Annotated in this window: 22 protein-coding genes and 1 pseudogene; 13 read left to right on the top strand and 10 right to left on the bottom strand. The window is 49.4% G+C overall.

All coding sequences use genetic code 11. The features are described 5' to 3' along the window. The first annotated feature begins 179 nt into the window (after nucleotides 1-179). Nucleotides 180-1,427: a ribonucleotide-diphosphate reductase subunit beta gene (locus I9H09_RS07330; protein ID WP_122346676.1), complete on the top strand. Its 1,248-nt coding sequence runs from the start codon at nucleotides 180-182 to the stop codon at nucleotides 1,425-1,427. Nucleotides 1,428-1,592: 165 nt separating this feature from the next. Here I9H09_RS07330 and I9H09_RS07325 read toward each other — a convergent pair whose 3' ends face one another. The 6 genes from I9H09_RS07325 to I9H09_RS07300 all read right to left on the bottom strand — a co-directional run bounded on the left by I9H09_RS07325 (nucleotide 1,593) and on the right by I9H09_RS07300 (nucleotide 10,598). Continuing rightward, the gene (locus I9H09_RS07325) at nucleotides 1,593-3,662 is read right to left on the bottom strand and encodes an AIPR family protein (RefSeq protein WP_248972601.1); all 2,070 of its coding nucleotides are present in this window, start codon (nucleotides 3,660-3,662) and stop codon (nucleotides 1,593-1,595) included. Between the two features lie 15 nt (nucleotides 3,663-3,677). Then, on the bottom strand, nucleotides 3,678-4,637 hold the full coding sequence (locus tag I9H09_RS07320) for a PD-(D/E)XK motif protein (protein ID WP_158491079.1): 960 nt from the start codon (nucleotides 4,635-4,637) through the stop codon (nucleotides 3,678-3,680). Further along, the gene (locus tag I9H09_RS07315; protein WP_236502625.1) at nucleotides 4,618-7,344 is read right to left on the bottom strand and encodes a Z1 domain-containing protein; all 2,727 of its coding nucleotides are present in this window, start codon (nucleotides 7,342-7,344) and stop codon (nucleotides 4,618-4,620) included. Before I9H09_RS07315 ends, I9H09_RS07320 begins: the two co-directional genes overlap by 20 nt. Further along, a complete protein-coding gene (locus I9H09_RS07310; RefSeq protein ID WP_248972600.1) occupies nucleotides 7,341-7,676 on the bottom strand; it encodes a hypothetical protein in 336 nt (111 codons plus the stop codon). Before I9H09_RS07310 ends, I9H09_RS07315 begins: the two co-directional genes overlap by 4 nt. Before the next feature lie 227 nt (nucleotides 7,677-7,903). Further along, nucleotides 7,904-8,806 carry an ATP-binding protein gene (locus I9H09_RS07305; protein WP_248972599.1) on the bottom strand — a complete coding sequence of 301 codons (903 nt, stop codon included), beginning with the start codon at nucleotides 8,804-8,806 and terminating at the stop codon, nucleotides 7,904-7,906. A gap of 193 nt (nucleotides 8,807-8,999) precedes the next feature. Further along, nucleotides 9,000-10,598, bottom strand: coding sequence for a DNA cytosine methyltransferase (locus tag I9H09_RS07300; RefSeq protein WP_081002940.1), 1,599 nt, complete (start codon nucleotides 10,596-10,598; stop codon nucleotides 9,000-9,002). A gap of 28 nt (nucleotides 10,599-10,626) precedes the next feature. On the opposite strand from I9H09_RS07300, the gene I9H09_RS07295 reads away from it, so the two are divergent. The 3 genes from I9H09_RS07295 to I9H09_RS07285 all read left to right on the top strand — a co-directional run bounded on the left by I9H09_RS07295 (nucleotide 10,627) and on the right by I9H09_RS07285 (nucleotide 12,688). Next, nucleotides 10,627-11,046, top strand: a complete 420-nt coding sequence (locus tag I9H09_RS07295) for a very short patch repair endonuclease (RefSeq protein WP_024669936.1) — start codon at nucleotides 10,627-10,629, stop codon at nucleotides 11,044-11,046. A gap of 111 nt (nucleotides 11,047-11,157) precedes the next feature. Next, nucleotides 11,158-12,319, top strand: a protein-coding gene (locus tag I9H09_RS07290; protein ID WP_248943741.1) for an IS3 family transposase whose coding sequence is annotated in 2 segments (ribosomal slippage) — nucleotides 11,158-11,417 and nucleotides 11,416-12,319 — 1,164 coding nt in all. Because the reading frame shifts where the segments join, the coding sequence is not laid out codon by codon here. Nucleotides 12,320-12,340: 21 nt separating this feature from the next. Next, nucleotides 12,341-12,688: a very short patch repair endonuclease gene (locus tag I9H09_RS07285; protein WP_413469786.1), complete on the top strand. Its 348-nt coding sequence runs from the start codon at nucleotides 12,341-12,343 to the stop codon at nucleotides 12,686-12,688. On the opposite strand, the gene I9H09_RS07280 is transcribed toward I9H09_RS07285, so the two are convergent. Beyond that, nucleotides 12,627-13,682, bottom strand: coding sequence for a DNA cytosine methyltransferase (locus I9H09_RS07280; protein ID WP_236502571.1), 1,056 nt, complete (start codon nucleotides 13,680-13,682; stop codon nucleotides 12,627-12,629). The genes I9H09_RS07285 and I9H09_RS07280 overlap by 62 nt on opposite strands. A 318-nt stretch (nucleotides 13,683-14,000) precedes the next feature. Between I9H09_RS07280 and I9H09_RS07275 the strand changes: the two genes are divergently transcribed. From I9H09_RS07275 to I9H09_RS07235, 9 genes are all read left to right on the top strand, one after another. Beyond that, on the top strand, nucleotides 14,001-14,711 hold the full coding sequence (locus I9H09_RS07275) for a hypothetical protein (protein ID WP_236502572.1): 711 nt from the start codon (nucleotides 14,001-14,003) through the stop codon (nucleotides 14,709-14,711). A gap of 8 nt (nucleotides 14,712-14,719) precedes the next feature. Then, the gene (locus tag I9H09_RS07270) at nucleotides 14,720-15,466 is read left to right on the top strand and encodes a TIGR03759 family integrating conjugative element protein (RefSeq protein ID WP_003317507.1); all 747 of its coding nucleotides are present in this window, start codon (nucleotides 14,720-14,722) and stop codon (nucleotides 15,464-15,466) included. After that, the gene (locus tag I9H09_RS07265; protein WP_003425094.1) at nucleotides 15,451-16,008 is read left to right on the top strand and encodes a lysozyme family protein; all 558 of its coding nucleotides are present in this window, start codon (nucleotides 15,451-15,453) and stop codon (nucleotides 16,006-16,008) included. Before I9H09_RS07270 ends, I9H09_RS07265 begins: the two co-directional genes overlap by 16 nt. Then, a complete protein-coding gene (locus I9H09_RS07260; RefSeq protein WP_236502573.1) occupies nucleotides 16,005-16,511 on the top strand; it encodes an integrating conjugative element protein in 507 nt (168 codons plus the stop codon). The genes I9H09_RS07265 and I9H09_RS07260 overlap by 4 nt, the downstream gene beginning before the upstream one ends. Before the next feature lie 11 nt (nucleotides 16,512-16,522). After that, the gene (gene traD, locus I9H09_RS07255) at nucleotides 16,523-18,682 is read left to right on the top strand and encodes a type IV conjugative transfer system coupling protein TraD (protein ID WP_024690746.1); all 2,160 of its coding nucleotides are present in this window, start codon (nucleotides 16,523-16,525) and stop codon (nucleotides 18,680-18,682) included. A gap of 39 nt (nucleotides 18,683-18,721) precedes the next feature. Further along, entirely contained in the window at nucleotides 18,722-19,471 is a 750-nt protein-coding gene (locus I9H09_RS07250) for a TIGR03747 family integrating conjugative element membrane protein (RefSeq protein ID WP_057414221.1), read from the top strand. A gap of 9 nt (nucleotides 19,472-19,480) precedes the next feature. Further along, nucleotides 19,481-20,944, top strand: a complete 1,464-nt coding sequence (locus I9H09_RS07245; protein ID WP_236502574.1) for a UvrD-helicase domain-containing protein — start codon at nucleotides 19,481-19,483, stop codon at nucleotides 20,942-20,944. Between the two features lie 9 nt (nucleotides 20,945-20,953). Then, nucleotides 20,954-21,205, top strand: coding sequence for a DUF4177 domain-containing protein (locus I9H09_RS07240; protein WP_122311968.1), 252 nt, complete (start codon nucleotides 20,954-20,956; stop codon nucleotides 21,203-21,205). A gap of 356 nt (nucleotides 21,206-21,561) precedes the next feature. After that, nucleotides 21,562-22,215 carry a type III effector HopAZ1 gene (locus tag I9H09_RS07235; RefSeq protein WP_053486486.1) on the top strand — a complete coding sequence of 218 codons (654 nt, stop codon included), beginning with the start codon at nucleotides 21,562-21,564 and terminating at the stop codon, nucleotides 22,213-22,215. Nucleotides 22,216-22,633: 418 nt separating this feature from the next. On the opposite strand, the pseudogene I9H09_RS07230 reads toward I9H09_RS07235, so the two are convergent. From I9H09_RS07230 to I9H09_RS07220, 3 genes and pseudogenes are all read right to left on the bottom strand, one after another. Next, a pseudogene (locus I9H09_RS07230) lies at nucleotides 22,634-22,779 on the bottom strand (IS5/IS1182 family transposase); the annotation flags it as partial. Nucleotides 22,780-22,834: 55 nt separating this feature from the next. Then, a complete protein-coding gene (locus I9H09_RS07225; protein ID WP_053486487.1) occupies nucleotides 22,835-23,476 on the bottom strand; it encodes a hypothetical protein in 642 nt (213 codons plus the stop codon). A gap of 337 nt (nucleotides 23,477-23,813) precedes the next feature. Further along, nucleotides 23,814-25,067 (bottom strand): ATP-grasp domain-containing protein, encoded by a 1,254-nt coding sequence (locus I9H09_RS07220; RefSeq protein WP_053486488.1) that lies wholly within the window; start codon nucleotides 25,065-25,067, stop codon nucleotides 23,814-23,816. Nucleotides 25,068-25,075 lie beyond the last annotated feature (8 nt).

Genomic DNA, 25,075 nt, shown 5'->3' with positions numbered 1-25,075 from the left:
GTTGCCACGGCAGCAAATCGAGCGAACGACCGACCACCCAATAGCCGGTCAATCGCAACATCAGTAATCAGGTAATTCCCATATTCCAGTGCCTTCGTCTCCCACGTGACGTCGGCGCACCACATCTTGAAATCTAATCACGGGCGCCAAGGCGACCCCTAAGCAGGAGTTTCATCACCATGCTGAGCTGGGACGAATTCGACAAAGAAGACGGCGAAGTAGTCGCCAAAGCGACCAACGCCGGTCACGCCAACGAAGCCAACATGGACCGCCTCGACAGCGCCGGCGGTCTCGCGGCTCAAGAGGCCCGCGCCGTGACCTCCGCCGACTCCGCTGCCCTGATTCGCGCCAAGAAAGCGCTGGACGCACTGGACGTAGCTGAAGGCCTCGCCGAACTCGAAGGCGCCAGCGCCCGCGTCGCCGTTGACGAAAAAATGATGATCAACTGCCGCGCCGACCTCAACCAGCTCGTGCCTTTCAAGTACGACTGGGCCTGGCAGAAGTACCTGGACGGTTGCGCAAACCACTGGATGCCGCAAGAAGTCAACATGACCGCCGACATCGCCCTCTGGAAAGACCCGGAAGGCCTGACCGACGACGAGCGCCGCATCGTCATGCGTAACCTGGGCTTCTTCTCCACCGCTGACTCACTGGTTGCCAACAACCTGGTACTGGCCGTGTACCGCCTGATCACCAACCCGGAGTGCCGCCAGTACATCCTGCGCCAGGCCTTCGAAGAAGCGATCCACACCCACGCCTATCAGTACTGCATCGAATCGCTGGCCATGGATGAAGGCGAGATCTTCAACATGTACCACGAGATCCCGTCGGTCGCTAAAAAAGCAGCCTGGGGCCTGAAATACACCCGTTCGATCTCCGATCCGAAGTTCGAAACCGGCACCGTCGACACCGACAAAGAACTGCTGCGCAACCTGATCGCCTACTACTGCGTACTGGAAGGCATCTTCTTCTATTGCGGCTTCACCCAGATCCTCTCCATGGGCCGCCGCAACAAGATGACCGGCGTCGCCGAGCAGTTCCAGTACATCCTGCGCGACGAGTCCATGCACCTGAACTTCGGCATCGACGTGATCAACCAGATCAAAATCGAAAACCCGCACCTGTGGGATGCCGAAATGAAAGAAGAAGCCACGCAGATGATCCTGCAAGGCACCCAGCTGGAAATCGAATACGCCCGCGACACCATGCCCCGCGGCGTGCTGGGGATGAATGCGGCGATGATGGAGGATTACCTGAAATTCATCGCTAACCGTCGTCTGAGCCAGATTGGCTTGAAGGAAGAGTACCCAGGGACGACGAATCCGTTTCCTTGGATGAGCGAGATTATGGACTTGAAGAAAGAGAAGAATTTCTTTGAGACTCGGGTTATTGAGTATCAGACGGGTGGGGCGTTGAGCTGGGATTGATGGGCTAAGATTTGAATTAGAAAGGCCAAGAAGTGAATGTTTCTTGGCCTTTTTTTTCTATATAAATCAGAATAATAACAAGAACTTAAAGGACTCAAATAAAGCCTTAGGTCAAAACATCTTATAATCTTTACCGCGACAAAAACTCACATAGCAATAAATCCTTCATTGATCATCGCATCCACGAATTTTCCATATCTCGATACATTGCTTCTCAGTGGGTAACTTTTTAGGTATCTGAGAAGCTATCATTAAAAGACTGTGTTGTTTAGGCGTTAAATGGTTATGCTTTCCCCCCCAATTAAGCATGCGATTCCACTCCGCACCAGGCACACTAGTGACCTGAATCTGAATTTCAATTCCATCATCGGCTTTTTGAGTTTTTCTGGACTTCTTACCTTCATCAACCACCGAGCTCACATCGACGAGCCTTTCATAGAAGTCGTTTTTAAAAGGTATATTAAGCAGTTTCACCTGCTCCCAACAGGCTTGCGTTTTAGCCCACTCAGTCACGTTATCTTTAGGTCGTTCAGAATCAGTTAAAACTTCAAAGACACCTTTAGCAACTACTACGAGCTGACTGACAAGCCAATCTGGAACACATTGCAGATCCCAAATAGCACGAAGATCCAACTGTTTCCCTAACGCTTGTTCGGATATCATATTATGTAGTTTGGCAACTGTGTAGGTCACAATGTTAGCTCTGTACCCTCCTTGATACCAAGGTTGCTGGCTTACAAGTGCTTCTAACCTTTTAAAAATTATAGCTAGCGCAACAAGCGAGCGAAAATAATCTTCATTGTAGATCTTTCCATCATTAGCCCAGAGCTTAGAAATAATATCTGCAAAAAGCATGAAGTTCTTTTGAGCTCCCATACTTACTTTATGAGGCATTTCTCGCCAACTATTTTCATATTTGGCCACGTCAGTTTTATTAAATAACTGCGATTTGGGATTTTGAATAAGAAACTGATTTTTTTGGGCAGCCGTAAGCTTAGCTTGCTCATTCGCATACTGTCCACGTGCACGTTCATAGAACCAGTGCGTGCCATGCTGAGCCCCACCGATAGGGGAAGTAAAAATACGGCGAGAAAACTCCTCCAGTCGAATGTGATAGGGGTGATTTGAAAAAAAGTCAGCGTCACTTACCTTATTCTGACTGTTAGCATATCTAGCGATTTCCGGCGTGAGCATACCAACCCGCTCGGGAGAGAGAATTGACAACTTCATTTGGACCATTACTTGAGAAAGATCAGCAAAATCCTTCTTTCCTGGAGATCCACGCTTTGCATAGGCTAGCGAAGCGGTAGTTTGCCCACCATTAACAATCTGTAGATTAGTAACATTTGTTATACGCAATCCCGCTGGGGTCTCTTGGATTACGACGTTTTCAGCAGTAGCTGCTATTCCATTATTGAAAGCAAAAAACATTTCCGGACGATGACGTATAGTATTTTGTATAGCAGAATTCACTTTACCTTTGGTGCTTAGAAAAGTCCGAACATTACCTTCCAACAATCTACTTCCGTACTTATCATATATATCCGCCAAAGAATCTCCAGATATCATACACAGATAAGCATCATACTCGTCGCCGGATTGGACTGCGGCTAAAAATGGCAGGCCAAGGCTATCGGCGGTACAAAAATCTACAAAAAGCTCATCGCGTCCAGTAGCGGACACATATGCAGAATGAAAACGAGCTATGTCCCAGATATGCAGCTCCACAGGAACATCTTTAACTTCCTCTTCAAACCAATCCTTTTGTCTACTTTTTGAAACCCTATCAGTAACAAAATAAAATTTATATTTTGTAATCTTTGAATGCCAATCCATCAAGTCACAAGCCAGACCGTATCCAGGATTACTCTCATCAACTGATCCGTCAGTTAAAGCTCCACTAAGAGCCTCCTCTAAATAGGAGCGAAGTTGCTCAAAAGCACGTTTTACGTCTTGAGCAATGAACGTTCCCATTTCGTCATCATTAAAAAACTCGGCCACCATTAACGTCAGAGAACTATCAGCATCATCGTAATAGTAGCCATCTACACGTAGCCTTTTCTTTTTGGCGCCTACACCTTCAAAACGGCAACTCTCGAAAGAAAAAAACTCTTCAGCATCTATAAGGCGATCACCGCACTCTTCAACAAACACTGCACGAATAAAATCTTTCGTTGACTCAGCTCTGGCCCTAACTGTTTCGATAAACTCTCGATGAAATCCTTCCAACTCCATTATCTACCCTCCAACTCAGGCGTCAGATACTTTGAAAGTCTCGCACAGCGACATATCCAGCTTATACTTTGTTTCACTAATGCCATTTGGCAGCATCGTCTTAGTGATACAAGGAAATCCTAGACCTACGCTATAACTAGAAACCCCTCTTACAACAAGGTTTATTTCATCATACTCTGAACGCTCTATATATCCTGCTCTGAATAGTGCTTTATCAAATACAACTCTGGAATCATAGGAGGCGTTGATTGATGCCCTAAGCTTTTTGACTAAAGAATTCAATGTAAAGGTACCCACAGAGATAGCGGAACAGTTAGCTATTTCATAAACAACCAGCACTACTTCTCGTACTGATGAGTCGAGTTGTCGCTCCGACGAAATCAATATATCAGAAACACTTGGCCGCACAGTTTTTACTTCCCATGCGATAGTGTCCATCTGAAAGTCCTGATCAGCCAAGTAAGGCCCAACCCAACTCGATACAGACAAACTACAGCCATAGTTTTCATTTAAATTGTATAAATGTAATAGTTCGCCGCATAAACCTCTGACTTCCGACTCCGACAAAAGACCTAAATTGCCTCTTTCGAAAAGCAACCGCCAACTAGCTAATCTCTGAAAGACAAACGCTAACGCTTCCTCTGCATCCGAAATATCACGTGATGACTCTATTAAATCGCTACATAACAAAGAAAATATTTCAAGTAGAGCAATCTCTTCAAGTATCAACAACAAGGACCAGCGACCGTCATCGCGTGCCACACACTTTACTCGCACCAGCTTTAAGTCGCTCTGAAAATCCGGCCGATTAGTGCAGATAAGAAGTAGAGTGTGTCTACCATCCTTGTCGAAACCAAGATAGAAGCTCAGTAAGTGTGAAGCATCTATTCTACTGAAGCCGGTGCCTAATCCCCCCGAAGAATCCGACGAAGTTGAACTCCAAATAAACACTGAGTTATTCATCGTCTTGGTCATCCTCATCATCCGACTCAATGCTAGAGGTATCACCTGAAAGTATATTTCTCAGCTCAATAAGATTGATCCTATAAGCAATTCGATGACTTGCAATATCTAGTTCGGGGAAACTGAGACCGATCGCTACCAGTGCGTCGCATCCTTGAGGAGTAAAAGATGCGGCGCTATTATCGGTGTCTTTTGACTGTATAAGATGGAGAAGCAATAACGGTCTTTGGCGAACCGCAGTATACTTACTGCCTGGAACAGTCTTTGATTTATTCTTGGAGTCCGAACGAAACAAAGCCTCTACACTTTTAATCTCTGACGAAGTTAATCCTATTTTTTCATCAGCAGCAGAACCGACTCGTAATTTACTACCATTAATTAACAAAGCACGGATAGATTCATCTTCAGTTATATTGCGCCGCCTTGGCTTTACACTGAGTCCAGGGACAAAATTATAACTATCAGCTTCTCCACTAGGGATTGCGACATCCCATTTTTTAAGCTTATCATCTTCAGACTTTTCAATAAAATCAGCTAAACTCGAGGTTTGCAATTTTACGCTTAAAGGATGATTTACAAACGCTCTCAAAAATTTAACTATAAGCGCTTTTGAAACCCCGTACCAAATCGGAAACTTTTTCTCTTCCTGTACATTACTACCCATAACTTCTAGGACAAAACTTTGCGCAGCTTTATAATTGCCAATAATAATTGCAGGGTCTTTTAGCAGCCTAGGCGACTCTAAACTCTCTTGAGAAATAGATATTGTCTGTACGATTTCATCAGTGTACCGCATCTTGTTTTTTGCAGTGATCAGTAGCGACTCAGGATGGGATCTGACTTTCAGTCCAAAATCTATTGGTTTAAGTCGAGAAACCTGCATGCGTCTGACCTCTCCTCTCAGCTCATCAGTAGCTTGAGATATATGAGAGTAAAAATCGAAGGTTTCATCGGACATCCATATCTTAAATAGGTCTTCGTAGCCTGTTCTATACCCGAACCATCTACCCATCTGGAGCAGAGCATCATACATCTGCGTACCACGGAAGAAGTAACTGATACAAAGTCCTTCAAGAGTCAACCCCCTAGCAAGACTATTCCCACCTACCGCAACCACCCTTAGTCCATCCTCTTTATAAGATGAGTAATCCAAGCTTGCAGGACCACTTTTCTGATTGACTGCTACAACCTGTATAGGCAAATTAGCTGCAGCCAATCCGGCTTGAATTTTAGCCCAAGGTATACTTAGAGTGCTGTAGAACTTATTGTAACAAGCGTATAACTTTCGAATAGAGTTATTTCGTAATGCTTCTGTTGTCGAAAGCGAAGCATAGTTTCTTATGTCAGACTGCATCAATCTAACTTCATGATCCAAAATATCTCTAATTTGGTTCTGAACAAATGTAAAGTGACTAACATTTACTAACATTGATCTATGCTTAGACGTTACAGAACGAAGGTCCATAATCGTGTTTATTATAAAAAAACACGATACCGCCTCAAGCATACTGTCAGGGACTGCATCGACGATGCTATCAGAAGACATCCCCTTTGGAAAATAATCTTCCGCATCGTAAATAGGCTCAACACACTTCAAATCTGCATCCTCACCAAATATCAGATGTGCGCCAACATAGTTGGATGGAGCATCTAATGCATATATGAAGTCTCGTGGAAAGAGATCATCGCCTTCCATTTCGGTTGTAGTATCTGGATTTATGAAGACATTAGCAAAAGGAGTTGCAGTAAAGCCTACGTAACTGGAGCGCGGAAAAACTTTAAGCAACCCCCTAATACCCGAGTTAATTGCAGTAGCTTTTTTAGGGTTAGTATTAATAGATGCGTTATCGGCCTCATCATCTATAAGCAAAAGTGGCAAATCTATACTGCCAGATCCACTAGCATTAAAAGTGACTAGCCAGTCAGCAAGATTTTCCAATATTCTCCTATTTTTTTTAACCACAAGAAGAACAGGCTCTTTATAGTCTTTAAGCTTAAAACCTAATTGATTTACAGTAGCGGCCTTGAAATCCCCGACTGTAGACGTAAAAACGCCTGCGGACCTAGCAGCATCGATAAGCCCAACACCAATTTCTTTACGATGACGCTTTCGATTATTTACAACACCAGAACTGTCCAAGCCCACAAAACCTGAGTCAAGCCGTTCTTGAGTCTGTCTCCTTAGACTTTCCAAAGTTCCAGTAAGCAAAATAACCAGCTTGTACCCGGCATCCGCAGCCTTACAAATCAGTCCAGTATAGTTTGAAGTTTTACCGGACTGAACATCGCCCATTACAAGACCCCGACGAGGCCAACCAACAGATTCTTTGGGGTTACCTAATAAGTCCAGTATTTCATCAGTAACCTTATCTAAAGAGCTGACAACTTTTGGCCCCCACCCCTGCTTGAGCAGATCAGTTTGGTAACGCTCCCAATAGAAAGGATCAATGTCAGCCTTTCGCGCACGTAGCCAAGGGTTATGCTCATCATACACATAGCTGCCTAAGCCCATATCCAGAGTCAAAGCAACATGTAATCTTTTTATAACATTTTCGAATTCGGAATCTGAAACTGCGTATATCGGTATCGCTCTCAAGCAGGTCGCAAGCTCAAGAATCTCAAGCTCAGTGGGAATACCATCAACTGTTAATGCGGTAATAACACCCAACTCTAATCTGCGACCATTAGGTGACAACTGATATCTGGCATCACTGCTCATATTTCATATTCCTTTATAATATCTTTAGTTAAACCTGGATGTAAACTGAATGGCTCAAGCAAATGCAACGTCGACAACAACCTAAAACGTGCATCCGAATTTTTAGGAAGTTGGGAAAAAAGATTTCCAACTAGCTCTCTCAATCGCTCCATCGATTCGTCATCGTTAAATCCAGAGCGAATATCTCCTGCCATTTGTGAATACAAAGCTTCCGCTGGAAACGAATTTTCAATCACACTCAACAACAAATCAAATAATGGAACATTAGATTTTTCCAAACCCTTCCTATATTCAACAATCATTGGATACTCACGATTTATATCGTAACGCACTCCTCTTCTAGCAATAACCTCATGCCAGACGGGAGACGTCTTTGAGCCTTCAACCTTCCTGCCCTTAAATTTAATTGTTCTACCACTGGCCTCTCTGATTCTTTCTACTGTTCTCTTCAGATTAATCCTTACCGCTTCAGGAGGATGCGCGGCGGATTTTTTTATATCCAGAGTCCACAGATAATCTAATGAATTTGGGATATCGACTCTGACCCGAGCCAGCTTACTCAGCTCATCTTTTTCGCCAGTCGAAACCAGGTACCCCAGATAATAAGTCTTTTATTACGGTAAATATAAAAGCCCTGCTGCGCTTTTATTCCTTCAGCTCCCCCAGCATGAAGCACTTCCGAAGAAGACATTTTATTAACGTGCGGTAATATATAAGGCTTTACCGAAACCCTTTGACCCGAAACTGTAAAGTTATCTTCATCCAATATCTGAGTTGCTTTATGATCGGCCCAGAAAGGATCTATCGCCTGTAAGGGCGCGCCATTCAAAAAAACGCTCAGACGCTGTTTCGTTTGATAGCTTGAAATAAACCTGTGAAACACCAAAGAGAGATGGTCTCGCACATATAGCATTTTTTCGCCTAAGGCAGACTCAACAGATTTTTCTCCTACAACCAAATTATCTAGCTTTTGCCAAAGTACGACTGTACCAGAATCTTTTTTTCTTAGATCATTGTAATGCGGAAGAACTTCATAATCCGCGGGGTCAAGGGCCAGCATTATCCAAGTACCCTTATCGATTACAACGTCTAGATCCCAACAAAATGCACTCACGCACCCTTCATACTTTGAAACTACAGTCAGACGCCTGCATTGAGACAGGGATGAAGTCTTAAGACCCAGCCCGTACCGCCCCATGTCATCAGACTTTCGCTCATAGATAGGGCTCGCGCTTCCATGTCTCATGGCATTGTGAAGGACGTCGGAAGACATTCCAATGCCATCGTCGATCAGGGCTACATAAGGATCGTCATATGGCCTAAATTCAATATTTATAGTTTTAGCTTGCGCTGAAATACTGTTATCTATCAGATCTGCTAAAGCAGATTCCAATGTATAGCCAATAGACCGCATGGATTCGAGAAGTGATGCTGCATTAGGCGGGTTATCAATCTCTCTCATAACCCGTACACCAAATACAATGCACTGTTAGTAGAACCGCTTTTATTCAACATTCCATGTCCTCATGTACATTATCCGCGTGCCTCGCCCCACAAACCAAAGGCGTTTTGCACCTGATGTCAAGAGCCACCCTTTCGCCAGCATTCATCTCATAAAATAAGAGGGAGCGCAAGCTCATATTCGTCCTTAAAGCTTATCTACCCGCGGCAGTGCTTTTCTGAGCGATAATGCGCTCAATTACGGTGGCAATTTTTCTTGCTAGAAGAGGGGGTACGGCGTTACCGACTTGGTGGTACTGCTGAGTACGGTTGCCCAGAAAAAAGTAATTGTCTGGGAAGGTTTGAAGACGGGCAGCCTCTCTAACTGTCAGGCTCCGGCATTGATTAGGATCATAATGAATAAAATAGTGGCCGTCTTTGGAAATATGACTGGTGATTGTGGATGAGGTTTGGTTTTTCACCTGAACCCTAAAGCGGTCACTAAACTTTCCAGTCTCCCAATTTTTGTGCAAAGGTGCTAAACCCGGCAAATCGAATTGATGATGACCTTTTGGCGATATGTTATGCGCCTGAGCATATGTTGCGGCATATACATAACGCTTTAAATCTGCGCTCATATGCCCACGGGCTTCATGATTTAACCAAACTCCCAACTGAGAATCCAGATACCACTCATTTAAACCACTATCTTTTATACTACCATCCCAAAATTTATCTTTCTTTACCCGTAAACCACCTTTATTAAGTCGCCCACCTGAAAATGCCTCCCTTACAATTTTCAACTCTATTTCAAGTGAGAGATCACGCTTTCCCGATGCAGTTAAATCTTTATATAGGCCATCTAGATGCGTTAAAATGTCACCGCACCAAACATCGGCAGTATCTTTCCCTCTAGATAAGATACTACGAAGTGGTGGTAAAGTACCAATCATCTCACTTACAGTGGCACCTTTAGCTGGTAATAGCTTAAGGTTGTCCAGCCCACTTACATAGTCGTCAGAAACACCAACCAATATTACTCGATGTCGGCTCTGGGGAATTCCATAATTTTCTGAACGAACAATAAAACTGCTTAGATTAATATCATCAGTATTCATCCCCGACTCATATACATCATCGGAAGCTAATGAAAAAATCTTATATTTAGAGCCGCTATCAGTTTTAATACCTAAAGCAGAGTCAGGGTCTGACAAATCTTTCAGTATCTGAGGAAATATTTGTTCTCCTGCTATTTTTGACGAGAGAATACCTTTTACATTCTCCATCACAAATACGGCAGGTTTTTTACTTTGAATTATTCTCAAATATTCTCTATATAAAAAATGGCGACTATCGTCCTCAGCTTTATATTCAGAGTTTCCTTTATTTCGTGCACGCCCCACAAGAGAATAAGCTTGGCATGGAGGCCCACCAATTAAAACCCATGGCTTGCTAGTATCTAACTTTTCCTCGAGTATTGCATCAAGTTCTGCATTTCCGTCAATGCTGCCCAATTTTATTTGACGCGCTTCGCCGTCAGCATACTTCCACTGCTCGTAACTATCTCCCGTCCATGGTTGGACAGCGCTGTTTGTTTCACAAAATCTATAATAGTCTTTTAAAGCATCCGGATTTTGTTTTTTCAAAGCGCGGTAAAAAGCCCTCAGTCTAAGCGTATTTCTTGCGAACGGATCCATCTCTGCGGAGACTAATACCTCAAAGCTTCTTCCATTATTTAAGGAAGAAAAGCCTTCGCCAAGGCCGCCAGGACCAGCAAAAAGGTCCACAACCTGCAAAGGTTCAACTTTTTTCATTTGTCAAGTCTGCCAAGGGGTGAGCGTAATGGACATCGTGGACAGTGCAACGCGATCGAGAATGATGTCTGGTATCAGGGGGAAGAACACTCGTCCCGAACTGTTGGTGAGAAAATTTCTTCATGCTCATGGTTTTCGGTTCCGGCTCCATCGGAAGGACCTACCTGGAAATCCCGACATTGTACTGCCGAAACTAAAGACCTGTATATTTGTACATGGATGTTTTTGGCATCGGCACCCGGGATGTCGGTACGCAACGATGCCTAAGACAAGACCCGAATTCTGGACAGAAAAATTTTCCAAGAACGTTGCTAGAGATGCTAGGTCAATCTTAGCTCTCAGGCAGCTAGGCTGGAGGACGATAATAATATGGGAGTGTCAGCTTAAGGCGCCAGAGCTAGATACAAGCGCCTATCTTCAGGATCTAAAGAAGACTCTAGACGAGTGATTTCGCAAACCTAAGCATCACTCACGTTAGCATTTGATGTGAGTATTGTAGTGGTCTAATGATTCCGGACACTCATTTAGGCGAGAATATCGCCAGATATAGAGGTGTCTGATGACCAAGCAACGCCGTACCTTCTCCGCTGAATTCAAACGTGAGGCCGCAGGCCTCGTGCTCGATCAAGGTTATAGCCATGTCGAAGCTTCTCGCTCGCTTGGAGTGGTCGAGTCTGCGCTGCGTCGCTGGGTTAGCCAGCTCCAGCAGGAGCGCAATGGCGTGACGCCTCAGAGCAAAGCCCTGACGCCCGAGCAGCAGAAAATTCAGGAGCTGGAAGCGCGCATCGCTCGTCTTGAGCGGGAGAAATCCATTTTAAAAAGGCTACCGCGCTCTTGATGTCGGAAGAACACGAGCGCTTGCGCTGATCGATCAGCTAGGTGCCCATGAGCCGATCGAATTGCTGTGCGAGATGTTCGAGACACCTCGCTCGTGCTACTACGACCATTGCCAGCGGCGTCGGGCTCCAGACACCGAGCGGGTTCGTTTACTCAGTCGAGTCAATGAGCTGTTCGGGCAAAGTCGAAGCGCTGCTGGCAGCCGCAGTATCGTTTCGGTATTGCAGGAAGATGGCGAGCAAATTGGCCGGTTCAAGGTACGTGGCCTGATGCGGGAACTGGGATTAATCAGCAAGCAACCTGGCTCTCATGCTTATAAAAAAGCAACAGTGGAGAGGCCTGACATTCCGAACATTTTGAATCGGCAGTTCGATGTACCCGCGCCCAATCAGGTTTGGTGTGGCGACATCACCTACATCTGGGCGCAAGGAAAATGGCATTACCTGGCGGTGGTTATGGATCTTTATGCGCGTCGGGTGGTGGGCTGGGCGTTTTCAAACAAACCGGACACGGACTTGGTCATCAAGGCGCTGGACATGGCTTATGAGCAACGCGGCAAGCCTCAGGGCCTGCTGTTTCACTCAGATCAGGGCTCCCAATATGGGAGCCGACAGTTTCGCCAGCGGCTTTGGCGATACCGCATGCGCCAGAGCATGAGTCGCCGAGGTAATTGCTACGACAACTCGCCGATGGAGCGTGTATTCCGCAGCTTGAAAACCGAGTGGATACCCGCCGTGGGCTACATGACGGCCCAAGAGGCACAGCGGGATATCAGTCATTATCTGATGCATCGCTACAACTGGGTTCGGCCACACCAGTTCAATAATGGACTGGCACCCGCTCAGTACGAGAAAAAACTTAACGTCGTGTCCGGGATCAGTTGACCACTACACCTGCTCCACAAAATGGGTATTCGATTTCGTTTACATGTGAAGGGATTACCTGGCACCCCCGATATCAGCATGCGAAAACACGCGACTGTGGTTTTCGTTCATGGATGCTTTTGGCATAGGCACCCAGGCTGCCGATACGCCTCAACTCCCAAAACTCGTCAAGAGTTTTGGTTGCCTAAATTCGCCGCCAACGTAGAAAGAGACGTACGGAAAGCCACTCAGCTCCATGAAATGGGATGGCGTGTTCTTATCGTTTGGGAATGTGAAACCAAGGATATGATGGCGTTACAAACACGGCTCAGCAGGGAGTTTTTTCTTGATTCAGCTCGTCCAAGTGCCGTTGAATACTCAGGCCAATAATCTCACCCAACCGAACAGGCACCGCATTTCCAATCATTCGGCCTACGGCTTTGAAAGTGATTTCATCAGAGGGCATGAACTGATAATCCTCAGGAAATGCCTGGAGTGTCGCAGCCTCCCTCAGAGAAATTGCTCGGTTCTGCTCGCTGTCGTAATGACCAAACCGGCCATTTCCGAACCCGTAACAGAGTGTTGTCATTGTCGGCCCAGGCTTATCTCCCCGCATCCGCCCATACACGCTCGCGTAGGTTTTACCACTCGGCTTACGGTGGCAATCAGCCCTCAAATACTCTGGCCAATCCTTCCAGGTTCCGCCTGGTTTAGATAGCATGATCCGCTGAAGATTAACGGGGCTCAGAGTAGCAGCTCTGTGGAGAGGATCATCTGGATCAGTTTCACCAGCGGCCAACTTAGGCAAATGACCAATCGCCTGAGCTACTGATACAGGCTCAGGATGAGTCTTCGGAATCATGGTTATAGGGCCTAGCTTTGAAGCTAGCAACACATGACGTTTGCGTTGCTGAGGTAGCCCATAGTCAACGCAGTGAATAGTCCCTGACCAGATATGATAATTAGCATCTTCTAGGCTCTTCACAAAATCGTGATAGACCTTGTGCTTCGTCACATCTGGCACATTCTCCATTGTGACCAGCTCGGGATTTACTCCTTTGATGAGCTTCTCGAATGAATATAGGAGTGGCCACTTTCGATCAGTGCTGGTATCTCGCCCTTGATTGTAGGTCGAAAAGGGTTGGCAAGGTGCGCACCCAGCTAACAGCTTTATGCGCTTAGGACGGTACCAGGCTGCAATGTCTTCAATTTTGGTCAGCTCAACGCTTTCAGTGATGAATTCTGCCCCGTTATTTTTCCGATACGCGTATTCGCAATTGTGATCAATGTCGTAGCCAGCTCGGACATTGATTCCGGTTTTCAACAATCCGGCAGTGAGCCCGCCGGCACCACAGAAAAGGTCAACTGCGTCAATTTGATGCATGGTCAATATTTCTCCTAATCCGCCCAGTCTATATCCTTTTGGAGCCGTGATCGAGGTCACGGCCCAGAAAATCACAAAAACAGGGATATCAGGATGGAGCTCTAGGCATTTGGTGAGGAGCCTCACGTCGTGTCTGGCTTCTGTGCAACGGTTTTCGTGCTCTGAGGTGAGCTTTCAATTTATTTGTGTTCCTGCTGTGCACCCGCGCAATAGAACATCGTAGTCGTACGTGAAACCCCTTCAAACGAGATAATGGTTTTCTGATGCTTGCAACGGCGGCTTCTGAGAACGTGCCTCACATCTTGAGTGAGGTCCTCCATGAAGCTGCCACTGCGCCCTTCTCTTTCCCGCGCCACCGTACTGCAAATCCTGGCCCTGATCGTCCTGATCGGCATGCTGGTCTACCAGCAGTGGCAGATTCTCCACCTGAAAACAGGTTTTGAATCAGCTGCAAACCTGGAAACCGTCAACGCCATCACCCAACGCATCAATGGCGTGGATGACCGGCTCGATGCCGCCAGCCAGTTGAAGTCCGTGACCATCGATGATTTCAGAGCCGGCCAGCAGGCTTTGTCCAACCGCATCGATGCCGTTCAAGCCCTCCTGAAGCAGGTGCAGGAGGCGGCGAAGGACGCTGCCCAGCAGGGTGCCACAATGGAAGAAGTTGTGGTCATGGGGGCTCGGATCGAGGAGCTGCAGGTGAAACTCCAAGACCTGCGTGCGGCTAAACCAGCATCTGTTCAAATCACGGCAGCCAAGCCAAAGACTCCCCCCCCCTCCCGCAAACCAACAGCACAAACCAAAGTCCAGGAGGCTCCTCCACCGTTTTCGGTCGTGGGTGTGGAGTATCGCGGAGGCGAACGTTTCTTGTCAGTTGCCCCGCCTGGCAGCACTCAGCTGAGTCAACTGAACCTGATACGCCCGGGCGACATGGTCGCGGGGAGCAACTGGCAGCTCAACAGCCTGGATGACTCGCGCGCCCTGTTCAGCATCAACGGCTCAACCCGCATTCTGCCCCTGCGCCCTTAGAGGTTCACATGACCGTTTACAACCTGCGAATGTTCACACTGACGGGAGTCATCCTGATCACAGCGGCTGGTATGGCCAATGCTGCAACAAACAGCTCTGCACAGTCCACCAGTAGAGAGCAACAGAGCGCCTTGCTGGACAGTCAGTCGCAATCGAGCGACGAGATCCTGGCACGAGACTGGAACCTCAGTCCTCAGGAATGGCAGCGCTATCAAACGCTGATGCAGAGTTCACGAGGTGTGTATTCCCCCGGGCTGGATCCGCTGACAGCATTGGGTATCGAAGCCCGCAATGATGAAGAGCGCCGGCGGTATGCAGAGCTCCAGGTCAAAGCCGAGGCGCAGCGCACGGCAAAAGAATTAGCGTATCAACGCGCCTATGACGATGCCTTCAAACGCGTCTACCCGAACCTGATGCCCATCGCCAGCTCTGCGCCCCAAGGGACGGCCGCGAGCCCAGCTAACCAGGGCAACGGCCGATTGGCAGTGTTTGTTAAGGACGACTGCCCGGAATGCTCGATACGAGTGAAGGCCCTTCAAGCTCAGAAGCAGCCGTTTGACGTGTACATGGTGGGTAGCCAGAACGACGACGAGCGAATTCGCAACTGGGCGATTGTCTCGGGGATCGACCCTGCGAATGTCAGAACCCGACAAATCACCCTCAACCATGACGGTGGACGTTGGCTTGGCCTGAGCTTGGGTGGCGAGTTACCGGCCGTTGTGCGAGAGGTGAACGGGCAATGGCTGCGTCAGTGACGTGGGCAGGCCTTGCCCTGCTGTGCTTCGCGTTGACAAGCCATGCAGCCGAGCTTCCGCCGCCGGCTTATCAGCTGGCTGCCCAAGCCGCGAGTATTCCGTCGGAAGTGCTCTATTCAGTGGCACTGCAGGAAAGCGGGGCGAAGTTGCGTGGTCAGCTTGTGCCGTGGCCTTGGACACTGAATGTCGCCGGCGCGGGTTACCGTTTTGCAACTCGCGCGGATGCATGCACTGCCCTGCTCATAGCCCTGGTCCAGGCAGGCCCTAAGCGTGTAGACGTGGGTCTGGGACAGGTGAACATGGGCTGGAACGGCCACCGTTTCCATTCCAGTAATCCGTGCGATTCGCTCAACCCCTACAAGAACCTGGATGTGACCGCGCAGATCCTGGCTGAACAGCGAGCGCTCGGCGGTGACTGGATCACCGTAGCCGGGCGCTATCACCGGCCTGCCGGCGGCGCTCCAGCCGCCAATTACCGCAAGGCCTTTGCCAAACATCTCAGCCGGGTAACCGGCATTCAAATGCTGGTGACCAATCCATGACCCGATCAGTGATCCTCGGCGCAGCGCTCTGCCTGCCATTTATGATCTGCCAAGCTGCAGAGCTCACCGTGGTTGAAGACAAAGGTGGTGGCTCAGCGTTGCCTTACTACCGATCTCTGAATCCCGAACCCTCCTCTTCTGTCCAAAATGACCTGAGCTCACAACTGGATCCTGTACCAGCCCAGGGATTACCGGTACTCACCACTCGAATGACTCCAGGGACAGTTGAGGGCCGAATCATCAACGCGCCAGGCCTGCAGCCTTTGTTCCTGATCGGGGACGATGAAACATCACGCGGATGGCTACAAGAGCGCGGTGCGGTGCTCAAGCAGATGCAGGCCGTAGGACTGGTGGTCAACGTGGCCACACAAGAACGACTTGCCGTAGTCAGGAGTTGGTTGCCCGACGCGCTCGTGTCCCCCGCATCTGGTGACGAGCTTTCTCAACGTCTCGGTCTGAATCACTATCCGGTGTTGATCACCCCAACCGCCATCGAGCAATAGGAGGTCGGGTTATGGCTCACGATTACGCCATCGAATCACTGCTCAGGCCCGCCGTTGAGCTCTACACCGTATATGTGTGCGCTGCAGGTGCATTCCTGTGCGTGTTCGCTCCCTGGGCGTTTGCGCTTACTCCGCTGTTCGGCATCGTGACCTCCGCGGGCTTTCTCGCTTTGGGCTTAGTGCGTCTGAAACAAGCTTTGCAGGTGCTGCGCTATCGTCGAAACATCCGTCGACTGCCTCATTACACGATGACCAGTAAAGAAGTGCCGGTGAGCAATCAACGTCTCTTCATCGGTCTTGGCTTCCGTTGGCAGCAGCGCCATACCCAGCGGCTGATGGACACTTACCTGCCGAAGTACGCCAGCTACGTTGAGGCCACCTCACTGTTCCGCGCAGCGCGTCGCTTTGAGGAGAGAGCTGAGTTCGCTCCATACCCTGTCCGGCTTCTGGCCAGAGCAACATCATGGGACGTGCCCATCAATCCTGTGCGACCTCTGCCACCCGTAGGCGGCTTGCCAAGGCTGCACGGGATCGAGCCATACGAGGAGAACGTCTCTCTCCCTTTGGGTGAGCGAGTAGGCCATTCAATTGTTCTGGGCACAACGCGTGTCGGAAAAACGCGCCTCGCTGAATTGTTTATCACTCAGGACATCCGGCGGAAAAAGCACGGTCAGCACGAGGTCGTCATCGTCTTCGATCCGAAGGGCGATGCAGATTTGCTCAAGCGCATGTATCTCGAAGCCAAACGCGCCGGACGCCTGAACGAATTTTATGTGTTCCACCTGGGCTGGCCCGATCACTCGGCACGCTACAACGCCGTCGGGCGTTTTGGGCGGATTTCGGAGGTGGCCACCCGGATCGCGGGCCAGCTCTCAGGCGAAGGTAACTCGGCAGCATTCCGTGAATTCGCCTGGCGATTCGTGAACATCATCGCAAGGGCCCTTGTCGCATTGGGCCGTCGACCTGACTATCTGCAGATCCAGCAGCACGTGATCAACATCGAAGGGATCTTCCAGGAGTATGCCTCTAAATACTTTGATGAATCCGATCCAAAGGCCTGGGAGGCGATCGTCGCCATTGAGGGCAAGCTCAACGAAAAGAACGTACCGTTCAACATGAAGGGCCGGCCGTTCCGCGTGGTGGCCATCGATCAATACCTGTCTCAGACACGGGTGGCAGATCCGGTGATGGATGGACTGCGCAGTGCGGTCCGTTACGACAAGACTTATTTCGACAAGATCGTCGCTTCGCTGCTGCCGCTGCTTGAGAAGCTGACCACAGGCCGCATGGCGGAACTAATCTCGCCTGACTATCAGGACGTGAACGATCCTCGACCGATCTTCGACTGGATGCAGGTGGTCCGCAAAAAGGCCGTGGTCTATATCGGCCTGGACGCCTTGTCAGACACGGAGGTCGCCGCTGCCGTCGGCAACTCGATGTTCTCCGACCTGGTCTCGGTCGCAGGCCATATCTACAAGTTCGGCGTCGACGACGGACTACCGGGCGGCGTGCCTGGCACCAAAGTCCCTATCAACCTCCACGCCGATGAGTTCAACGAGCTGATGGGTGAGGAATTCATTCCGATGATCAACAAGGGTGGCGGTGCCGGCATGCAGGTGACTGCCTACACCCAGACAATGAGCGATATCGAAGCGAAGATCGGCAACAAGGCCAAGGCTGGCCAGGTGATCGGTAACTTCAACAACGTGTTCATGCTGCGCGTCCGCGAAACGTCCACCGCTGAGCTGCTGACAAACCAGTTGCCCAAGGTTCAGGTTTTCACATCCACCCCGGCCAGCTCGGCGAATGACAGTGCAACGGGCAATACCGCGTTCACATCCTCAAGTCATGACCAGGTGCAGCAGGTCAGCGTGCCAATGATTGAGCCAGCGCATGTCGTCGGCCTGCCCAAGGGCCAATGCTTTGCGCTCATGGAAGGCGGCAATCTGTGGAAAATCAGAATGCCTTTGCCTGGACATGATCCTGATGAGGTGATGCCGGCAGATCTACAGGCCTTGGCGGAAAACATGCGTCAGACGTATCAGGTGGGCAAGGTCGACGACACTGGCTGGTGGTCAGCGCCTGGTTATCAGACGCTCAACGAGTCGCTGCCTGCAGATCTGCTCGACGATTTCAAAAAAATCGCTGTTGCACCTGAGGATGCGGCATGACTCTCGGCGGGTTGAGCGATCGGCAAGGGGGCATCTGATATGGCTGACGTTGCCGATCGCGCGAAACAGCAACAAGACCACGAACAGTCGTTCATAGGTTCTCTCTTCACCCTGCCCTTCCGATTCGCGGCAGTAATGTTCCTCTCTCTGGGGGGAGCCATTATCGTCGAATGGATCTGCATGTACTTTTTCTGGCCGGAGGCCGGTTGGCAGCATGCTCGTGCAATGCTCGATCATGAACTCAGCTGGCTCTCTAAGGGGTTCCTGCAGAGTGTGGTTGTTCAAGAGCCTGGCCGAACAGCGACATGGCTGGTTCAAACCACGTATGACTGGCTGGTGGTGAAGGCTGGGCTTCAGGACTGGGTTCAACACACCTCTGATTATGCTGCGACAGGACAACGATCACGCGGTTTCGACATGCGCTACATGCTCGGCGTGGGAGTCAGCAAGTTTCAGGATTACGGCCTTGCGGCGCTCTACACGACACTGGTGTTTTGCGTGCGCCTGGTGATCCTGACCCTCGCAATCCCGTTATTTGTGATGACGGCGTTTGTTGGTTTTGTGGACGGACTGGTACGCAGAGACTTGCGGCGGTTCGGTGCCGGCCGCGAGTCCAGCTACCTGTATCACAAAGCTCGAGCAACGATGGTGCCGCTGGTGATCATCCCCTGGAGCCTCTACCTGGCTCTGCCATTCAGCGTGAGCCCATTGTTGGTGCTCCTGCCATGCGCAGCACTGCTCGGCCTGGCGGTCAGCATTACGGCGTCCAGCTTCAAAAAATACCTTTAGGTGCCCTCCATGCAATGGACAGAAGAACAACTGCCAGCTATTCACTCCTTCGCGAAGAAGCTACTGGTCCAGGCGTTTGCCGGTACCGGGAAGACAACGACACTCGTCGGTTACGCCGCGCATAATTCGTCGGTCAAAATGCTGTACCTCTGCTACAACAAAGCCGTTGAGATCGCGGCAAAGAATCGTTTTCCCCGCAACGTGACCTGCAAAACAGCTCACGGCCTTGCCTACGCTGTCTATGGCAGCCAGTACAAACACAAGCAGGCTGGCAATCTGCGTTTGACCGACATCGCGAGGACGATCAATACCCAAGATTGGGAGCTGGCCAAAGACATCGTTTCGACCCTCAATGCTTTCATGGCCAGCAAAGATCTGGAGCTGCTGGAAGACCACTTTGTGCGATTCCAGAGCAACCGCAGACTGACCTCGGTCCAGCAGCAGTACATGAGTAAAGCGCTCAACCTGACCAGAGACGTTTGGGAGAAGATGGTCGATATCAACGATCGCTCAGTCCCCATGACGCACGATGGCTATCTGAAGCTGTACCAGATGAGCCAGCCAGATCTGAGCCAGCGTTTCGGTGCGATTTTGCTCGACGAAGGGCAGGACGTGAACCCGGTCATCGCGAACCTGGTCCAGATCCAAACAATAACTCAAGTCACTGTAGGTGATCGGCATCAGCAGCTGTATCGGTTCAGAGGCGCTGTGGATGCTTTAAACAGCCCGGCGATGAAGGATGCCGAGAAACACTTCCTGACCCAGAGCTTCAGATTTGGACCGGCTGTTGCCTACGTGGCCAACGTCATACTTTCCTTCAAGGGTGAAAAGATCCCCCTGCAAGGCCTGGGACAGCCGACGTTGGTGAAACGAGCCTTACCGGACGACCTCCCTCACCGCACCTACCTGCACCGTACTGTGAGCGGTGTGATCGAGAACGCGCTGCGCCTGGTCAACCAAAACCACCGCATGCAGTGGATCGGAGGGATCGACAGCTATTCCTTGCGCGATCTGGAGGACCTGTTCTATTTCAGCCGGCATATGAATGACCAGGTCCAGCAGCGCAAATTGCTGACCGACTATGCCGATTACGATCAGTATGTCGTGATCGCGAAGGCCACGCAGGATCCTGAGATGCTGCGCTCGATCAAAATCATAGAAAACTATGCGGATCTGCCCCAACGAATCGAGCAGCTGCGTGCTGCATCTGTCACGTCGGAGCTCAATGCAACCGTGACCCTTACCACTGCGCACAGAGCCAAAGGTCTGGAGTGGGACTTCGTTGGGCTTTATGACGACTTTTCTGCGGATCCGCTTTCCCCTGACATCGACGCCGGCAAACGCGACGATGAGCTGAACCTTCTATACGTCGCTGTCACACGAGCCATGAAGATTCTGGCCGTCAACTCGCTGGTGATCGACATCATGCAGCGCTTCAAAGACAACCGATCCGTAATCGCGGCCACTGCGTGAGGCTGACCCATGACCACTTTTGAATACACCCAGACCTTCGTCCCACTCCCCTACAAAACCGTTACCAGCGGCGTGCTGATGTTCAAGTCGACGGACGACACTACCGAACCGGACATGCACGGATATTTGAAAAACCCTGAAATGCTGGCCGTATTGAATCGCCACGGCAGAGAAGGATGGGAGCTGGTGAGCGTTCAGCAGATCAATCGTGGCCATGAACAAATTGGCAACCAAAATGCACAGCGCTGTGCGTTTGGTTAAGCGATCAGCACCGGATTTTTGTTCTTCTTGGGGTTTGGGGAGCAACGGAACATAAAGTGCACTTAAGCTCATAGGTCTTGGGGCGACCCTCGTCAAATATCTGTAATATTTATTAATGCGGCTCTGGGGGGACTACCGCTGCCGTGCGCGTTGTCTACTAATGAGAAAGGCAATTTTGGCAAGAAAGGCATCAAACAACCCGGCTCCTGTTTGCGAAATCCGGCCTCGTTCAGGAACCTTTTTCGCACTTAGCACCACATAATGACGGCACGGTGGAGTAGGAGCTGACGTCGTTTAATGACGACTTCAAAAGGCCGCTCCATGGTTAAAATTACCATCGTTCAGAGGAAATATTCGTGACCTATGGCATCCGTGGCGGAGCTGGCACATCGGCGTATCACACCCAGCCCCAGCCTTTTGATGAGTTGAAACTTGACCAGAGACAAATTCAGGAAAAGACGGAAAAGCTTAAAGAGAAAGGATACTTCACTGTTCCCATATCGGAAACTACGAGAAGCTATTTGCATCAGCAAAGCAGTCTCAGCAACCCCGCTTGGCGAGACGAGCGCTTCGGAAAAGTCGTTGACCTAAAGGCGACCGAATACGAACGTTCCACAACGGATGTGGCAAAAGACATTGCCACCACGCTTACCGGGAGACCGCAACAACTGATACCTCACGAATTTCAATTGCGGAGGGCCAAAAATCAGGGTGCAGATCAATGGCATCAGGACCAACGGCCGAAAAAAGTCATTTGCATCGCAACAGTTGAAGGCCGCGGCACCGAGTTCGTCAAGCGAGCGGAATCAGAAAGAATATTTGAACCTGGGTATTTTGGAAAAATGATCCCTCTGGATGCCGAGGCCGTTAAACAGAGAACCAAGGAAGCCAAGCAAGACCGCTTCTATTTCTTTGCTGGCAAAGGCATCACTGAAGAAAACATTCCTAAGCTGGTGCATCGATCCCCGCACCAGAGCGGTAGATCCATTTTCATGGCACGATGGGAATAAGGCAGAACAGCGCAGGATTAGCCGCCGAACAATGACACGTTCGGTGTTTTTACCAAATTACCACTCAGGTCATTTATTGCGGAGGCACGCAGTCCGCACAGTCGCTGGCTCCCAACTGGCCCGATGCCTCGGAGTACGGAGTGCAATGAAGTTAACCGAGTGCGTGAACTGCTGGCTGGCCGCGCAGACAAAGATCAAGTCACAGGAACGGAAGCGCAAGGACGGAGATGATATCGAGGACGATGAGCCATTTTGATGCGCACCAAAATACCCCGCTTCATGCATACATGCGGTGGGGCTTGATGCTTCTTGAATCGGCATACTGCTACTAAGCTTATCCACAATTGCTGGGACAGAAATCAGCAATCCGTCCTGGGTCAAATTTTCAATCGGCAGGATGGGTCAGTTTTCAATCAGCGCCAACACCCTTAGGGTAATGAGGCTCGATCAAATTGATCAATCCCTTCCAGGGCACGACCTGAGCCATCTCGATCAGGAAACGCTCTTTACGGGTTGCTTGCGTTTGCCAGCGTACTCGGCGTCTGCGAAGGTCATCTGCTTCAGCAGGCGTCTCAGCGGTTGAAATCTGCCAAATTTGGAAGTCTTCTTCAGAGTTTCCTTAGTTATTCTCTCCAGAGATCACGATATGGCTATGCTCATCAGCATCGTTGATTCTGCTGAAGCCACTTCCGGTAAGATCGAACGAGATTACCAGACCTGGCCGCATGTCTTTTAGTCCGTCAGTCTTGCTGTTGCTAAAATGGCCAGCACCGCCCCACACCATACTTTTATTCGCGCAAACAGCAGAGGCTTCTCTTGCGGCAGTAGCATCCCACGCCGCATTTAAAGCTAGCCTTTTTTTCATATACAGGATTTTCTGCATTGCGGTTTTAGGCTGCTCCACAACCATTTTTCTATCAACTACAGAGACATGGATACCTGCACCATGAGCGCAGCACAGCGCTTCAGAAACCTTATCTAACCACGCATCTCCGTGCTGGCCCCATGATGCTTCCAAAAAGCTTTTGACAGCGCTTTTTCCATAGCTCAATGCTTCTCTGAACGCCGCCCCGTCGGAGTGTTTTACAAACTCTACAGCTAAGTGGTCGACGCCTGCATTCTTAAGTTTTTTAGCGGACTCGGCAATAAGTTTAGGTATAAAAACCTCACCGTGCTCATCACCAATGTAAACAAGCTTATTATCGCTAGCCGCACCTACTAACGAATCAACTGGCCCACCTCGTGGGGGCCTGACATTTATGCTTGGATTGACGCCTGTCGATGAGCTACTCGAACTGACATAGCTGGTCGGGGAGGATGATTAAATTCTATTTAGCATGTTATTTTCCTCGATTTCCAAGTATGGGATCCGAAAGTGTATCTATCACGTCGAATGTCATGCGCCAGAGTGTTCAGGACTTGCTTGCCATCTAAGTGGCTCGTACTTGCTTGTCAGTTCCCTGATCTCAAAAAGGCGTAAGATTTGCTATTGTATCGCGCACGTGAAGGAGACGATCAGAATAGTGTTTGGCTTATTTTTTTCCATAACCTGACAGCTCTTTTAAATGTGGTTGTCATTGATTGTGCAAAGAGGAATATCACTCATCAAACGGAGGGCTCTTTTTTGCGGCGACCTGTACTGAGTAATGCTCTCTCAGGTAGTGAACATCCCGTGAGACAAGGTCACGGTCTCCACAAAATACGAAGGATCCCAACGAATCCTTGTAACAGTAGAATTCACCTGATGCGATGTCACCTAGAGTCGGCACTGCGTGGGTTCTCAAGGTCGGCATGCTTTCGAGGGGAGGCAACGAAATCTGAGTGACGTAAAGCTCTTCAGTAGAAAGATGCTTTTTTGGAAAAGTCATATAACCAAACGCCTCTTCCTGACGTTGCCAATCGACATAATCGACAAGCCCCAGTTGCGCCGCTAAGTGAATGCATTTCAAATTCAGCCCATGCACCATCTCAATCATTTCTACAATCGCTGCTCCGCCAGGACGATAAGCAATCTCCAATAACTCTAAGCCGAAACCGGCATCGGCAAAGGCTTCAATGTGATAAACCCCCTCAGGGGCTTCAAAAGCGTTAATCACGGATTCAGCAAAAGGTCGCCACGTATCTTCGACAGCCTGATCAGGTACAGACAATACTCCGACGGGCTTTTCTTGCAAGAAGTCAATAGGCTTACCCAAGTACTGACCGACTGAAATAAAAGATAGGTGGCCCTTAAGGACAATGCAGTCAATATGATAAATGGTATTAGGATTGTACTGTTCAATCATGTACTGCCGCTCATCCATATCTCGGTAGGCCGCTCCCCAGTCGACATCCATTTCTGTCAGTTGTTTTGCTTCAGTGATGATTTTGACGCCCATTGAACCTGCCAGAGAGCGTGGTTTAACGACCACAGGAAATTCAACTTGCCCGCCCTCTATGTCGGACAAGGTAATTTCCCGCGCAGTCCTGATACCGGCGTGTTGAGCGATTTCCTTCATTGCTTTTTTGTCACGAAAAGATTTGGCTTTTTCACGGGTGATACCGGGAAGATCCCAGTGATCATTGGCCACTGCAGCAATGTAAACAGAAAATTCATCGCTGGGGACAACCTGAGAGATAACGTGTTGCTGGGCAATCACTTCCAGCACCGCCATCACCCCGGTTGTGTCGGCGAAATCGCGTACGATAAAGTGTTCAGGGCACTTCAGCTCATCGTTGGCCACTCCCAGAAAATCCTCCAACAGGAAGATAAAATCCCACGTGGCAGACGGGTACATGGTTTTGACGTCACGTACCGTTTTCGCGGCATCCAGCTCGGAAGAAACCACCAGTATTTTTTTTGTAGGGCGCATGTCGAGTT

The sequence above is a fragment of the Pseudomonas tremae genome (assembly GCF_023278125.1).
Taxonomy (GTDB): Bacteria; Pseudomonadota; Gammaproteobacteria; order Pseudomonadales; family Pseudomonadaceae; genus Aquipseudomonas; species Aquipseudomonas tremae.
This window is presented reverse-complemented; position numbering and strand designations above follow the sequence as displayed.

Excerpts from the sequence above, each read along its gene's own strand:
- I9H09_RS07325 (WP_248972601.1), bottom strand. The coding sequence starts at position 3,662 with ATGGAGTTGGAAGGATTTCATCGAGAGTTTATCGAAACAGTTAGGGCC.
- I9H09_RS07245 (WP_236502574.1), top strand. The coding sequence starts at position 19,481 with ATGCAATGGACAGAAGAACAACTGCCAGCTATTCACTCCTTCGCGAAG.
- I9H09_RS07270 (WP_003317507.1), top strand. The coding sequence starts at position 14,720 with ATGACCGTTTACAACCTGCGAATGTTCACACTGACGGGAGTCATCCTG.
- I9H09_RS07285 (WP_413469786.1), top strand. The coding sequence starts at position 12,341 with ATGGGTATTCGATTTCGTTTACATGTGAAGGGATTACCTGGCACCCCC.
- I9H09_RS07250 (WP_057414221.1), top strand. The coding sequence starts at position 18,722 with ATGGCTGACGTTGCCGATCGCGCGAAACAGCAACAAGACCACGAACAG.
- traD (WP_024690746.1), top strand. The coding sequence starts at position 16,523 with ATGGCTCACGATTACGCCATCGAATCACTGCTCAGGCCCGCCGTTGAG.
- I9H09_RS07300 (WP_081002940.1), bottom strand. The coding sequence starts at position 10,598 with ATGAAAAAAGTTGAACCTTTGCAGGTTGTGGACCTTTTTGCTGGTCCT.
- I9H09_RS07320 (WP_158491079.1), bottom strand. The coding sequence starts at position 4,637 with ATGACCAAGACGATGAATAACTCAGTGTTTATTTGGAGTTCAACTTCG.
- I9H09_RS07305 (WP_248972599.1), bottom strand. The coding sequence starts at position 8,806 with ATGAGAGAGATTGATAACCCGCCTAATGCAGCATCACTTCTCGAATCC.
- I9H09_RS07220 (WP_053486488.1), bottom strand. The coding sequence starts at position 25,067 with ATGCGCCCTACAAAAAAAATACTGGTGGTTTCTTCCGAGCTGGATGCC.
- I9H09_RS07295 (WP_024669936.1), top strand. The coding sequence starts at position 10,627 with ATGGACATCGTGGACAGTGCAACGCGATCGAGAATGATGTCTGGTATC.
- I9H09_RS07240 (WP_122311968.1), top strand. The coding sequence starts at position 20,954 with ATGACCACTTTTGAATACACCCAGACCTTCGTCCCACTCCCCTACAAA.
- I9H09_RS07260 (WP_236502573.1), top strand. The coding sequence starts at position 16,005 with ATGACCCGATCAGTGATCCTCGGCGCAGCGCTCTGCCTGCCATTTATG.
- I9H09_RS07330 (WP_122346676.1), top strand. The coding sequence starts at position 180 with ATGCTGAGCTGGGACGAATTCGACAAAGAAGACGGCGAAGTAGTCGCC.
- I9H09_RS07275 (WP_236502572.1), top strand. The coding sequence starts at position 14,001 with ATGAAGCTGCCACTGCGCCCTTCTCTTTCCCGCGCCACCGTACTGCAA.
- I9H09_RS07280 (WP_236502571.1), bottom strand. The coding sequence starts at position 13,682 with ATGCATCAAATTGACGCAGTTGACCTTTTCTGTGGTGCCGGCGGGCTC.
- I9H09_RS07315 (WP_236502625.1), bottom strand. The coding sequence starts at position 7,344 with ATGAGCAGTGATGCCAGATATCAGTTGTCACCTAATGGTCGCAGATTA.
- I9H09_RS07265 (WP_003425094.1), top strand. The coding sequence starts at position 15,451 with ATGGCTGCGTCAGTGACGTGGGCAGGCCTTGCCCTGCTGTGCTTCGCG.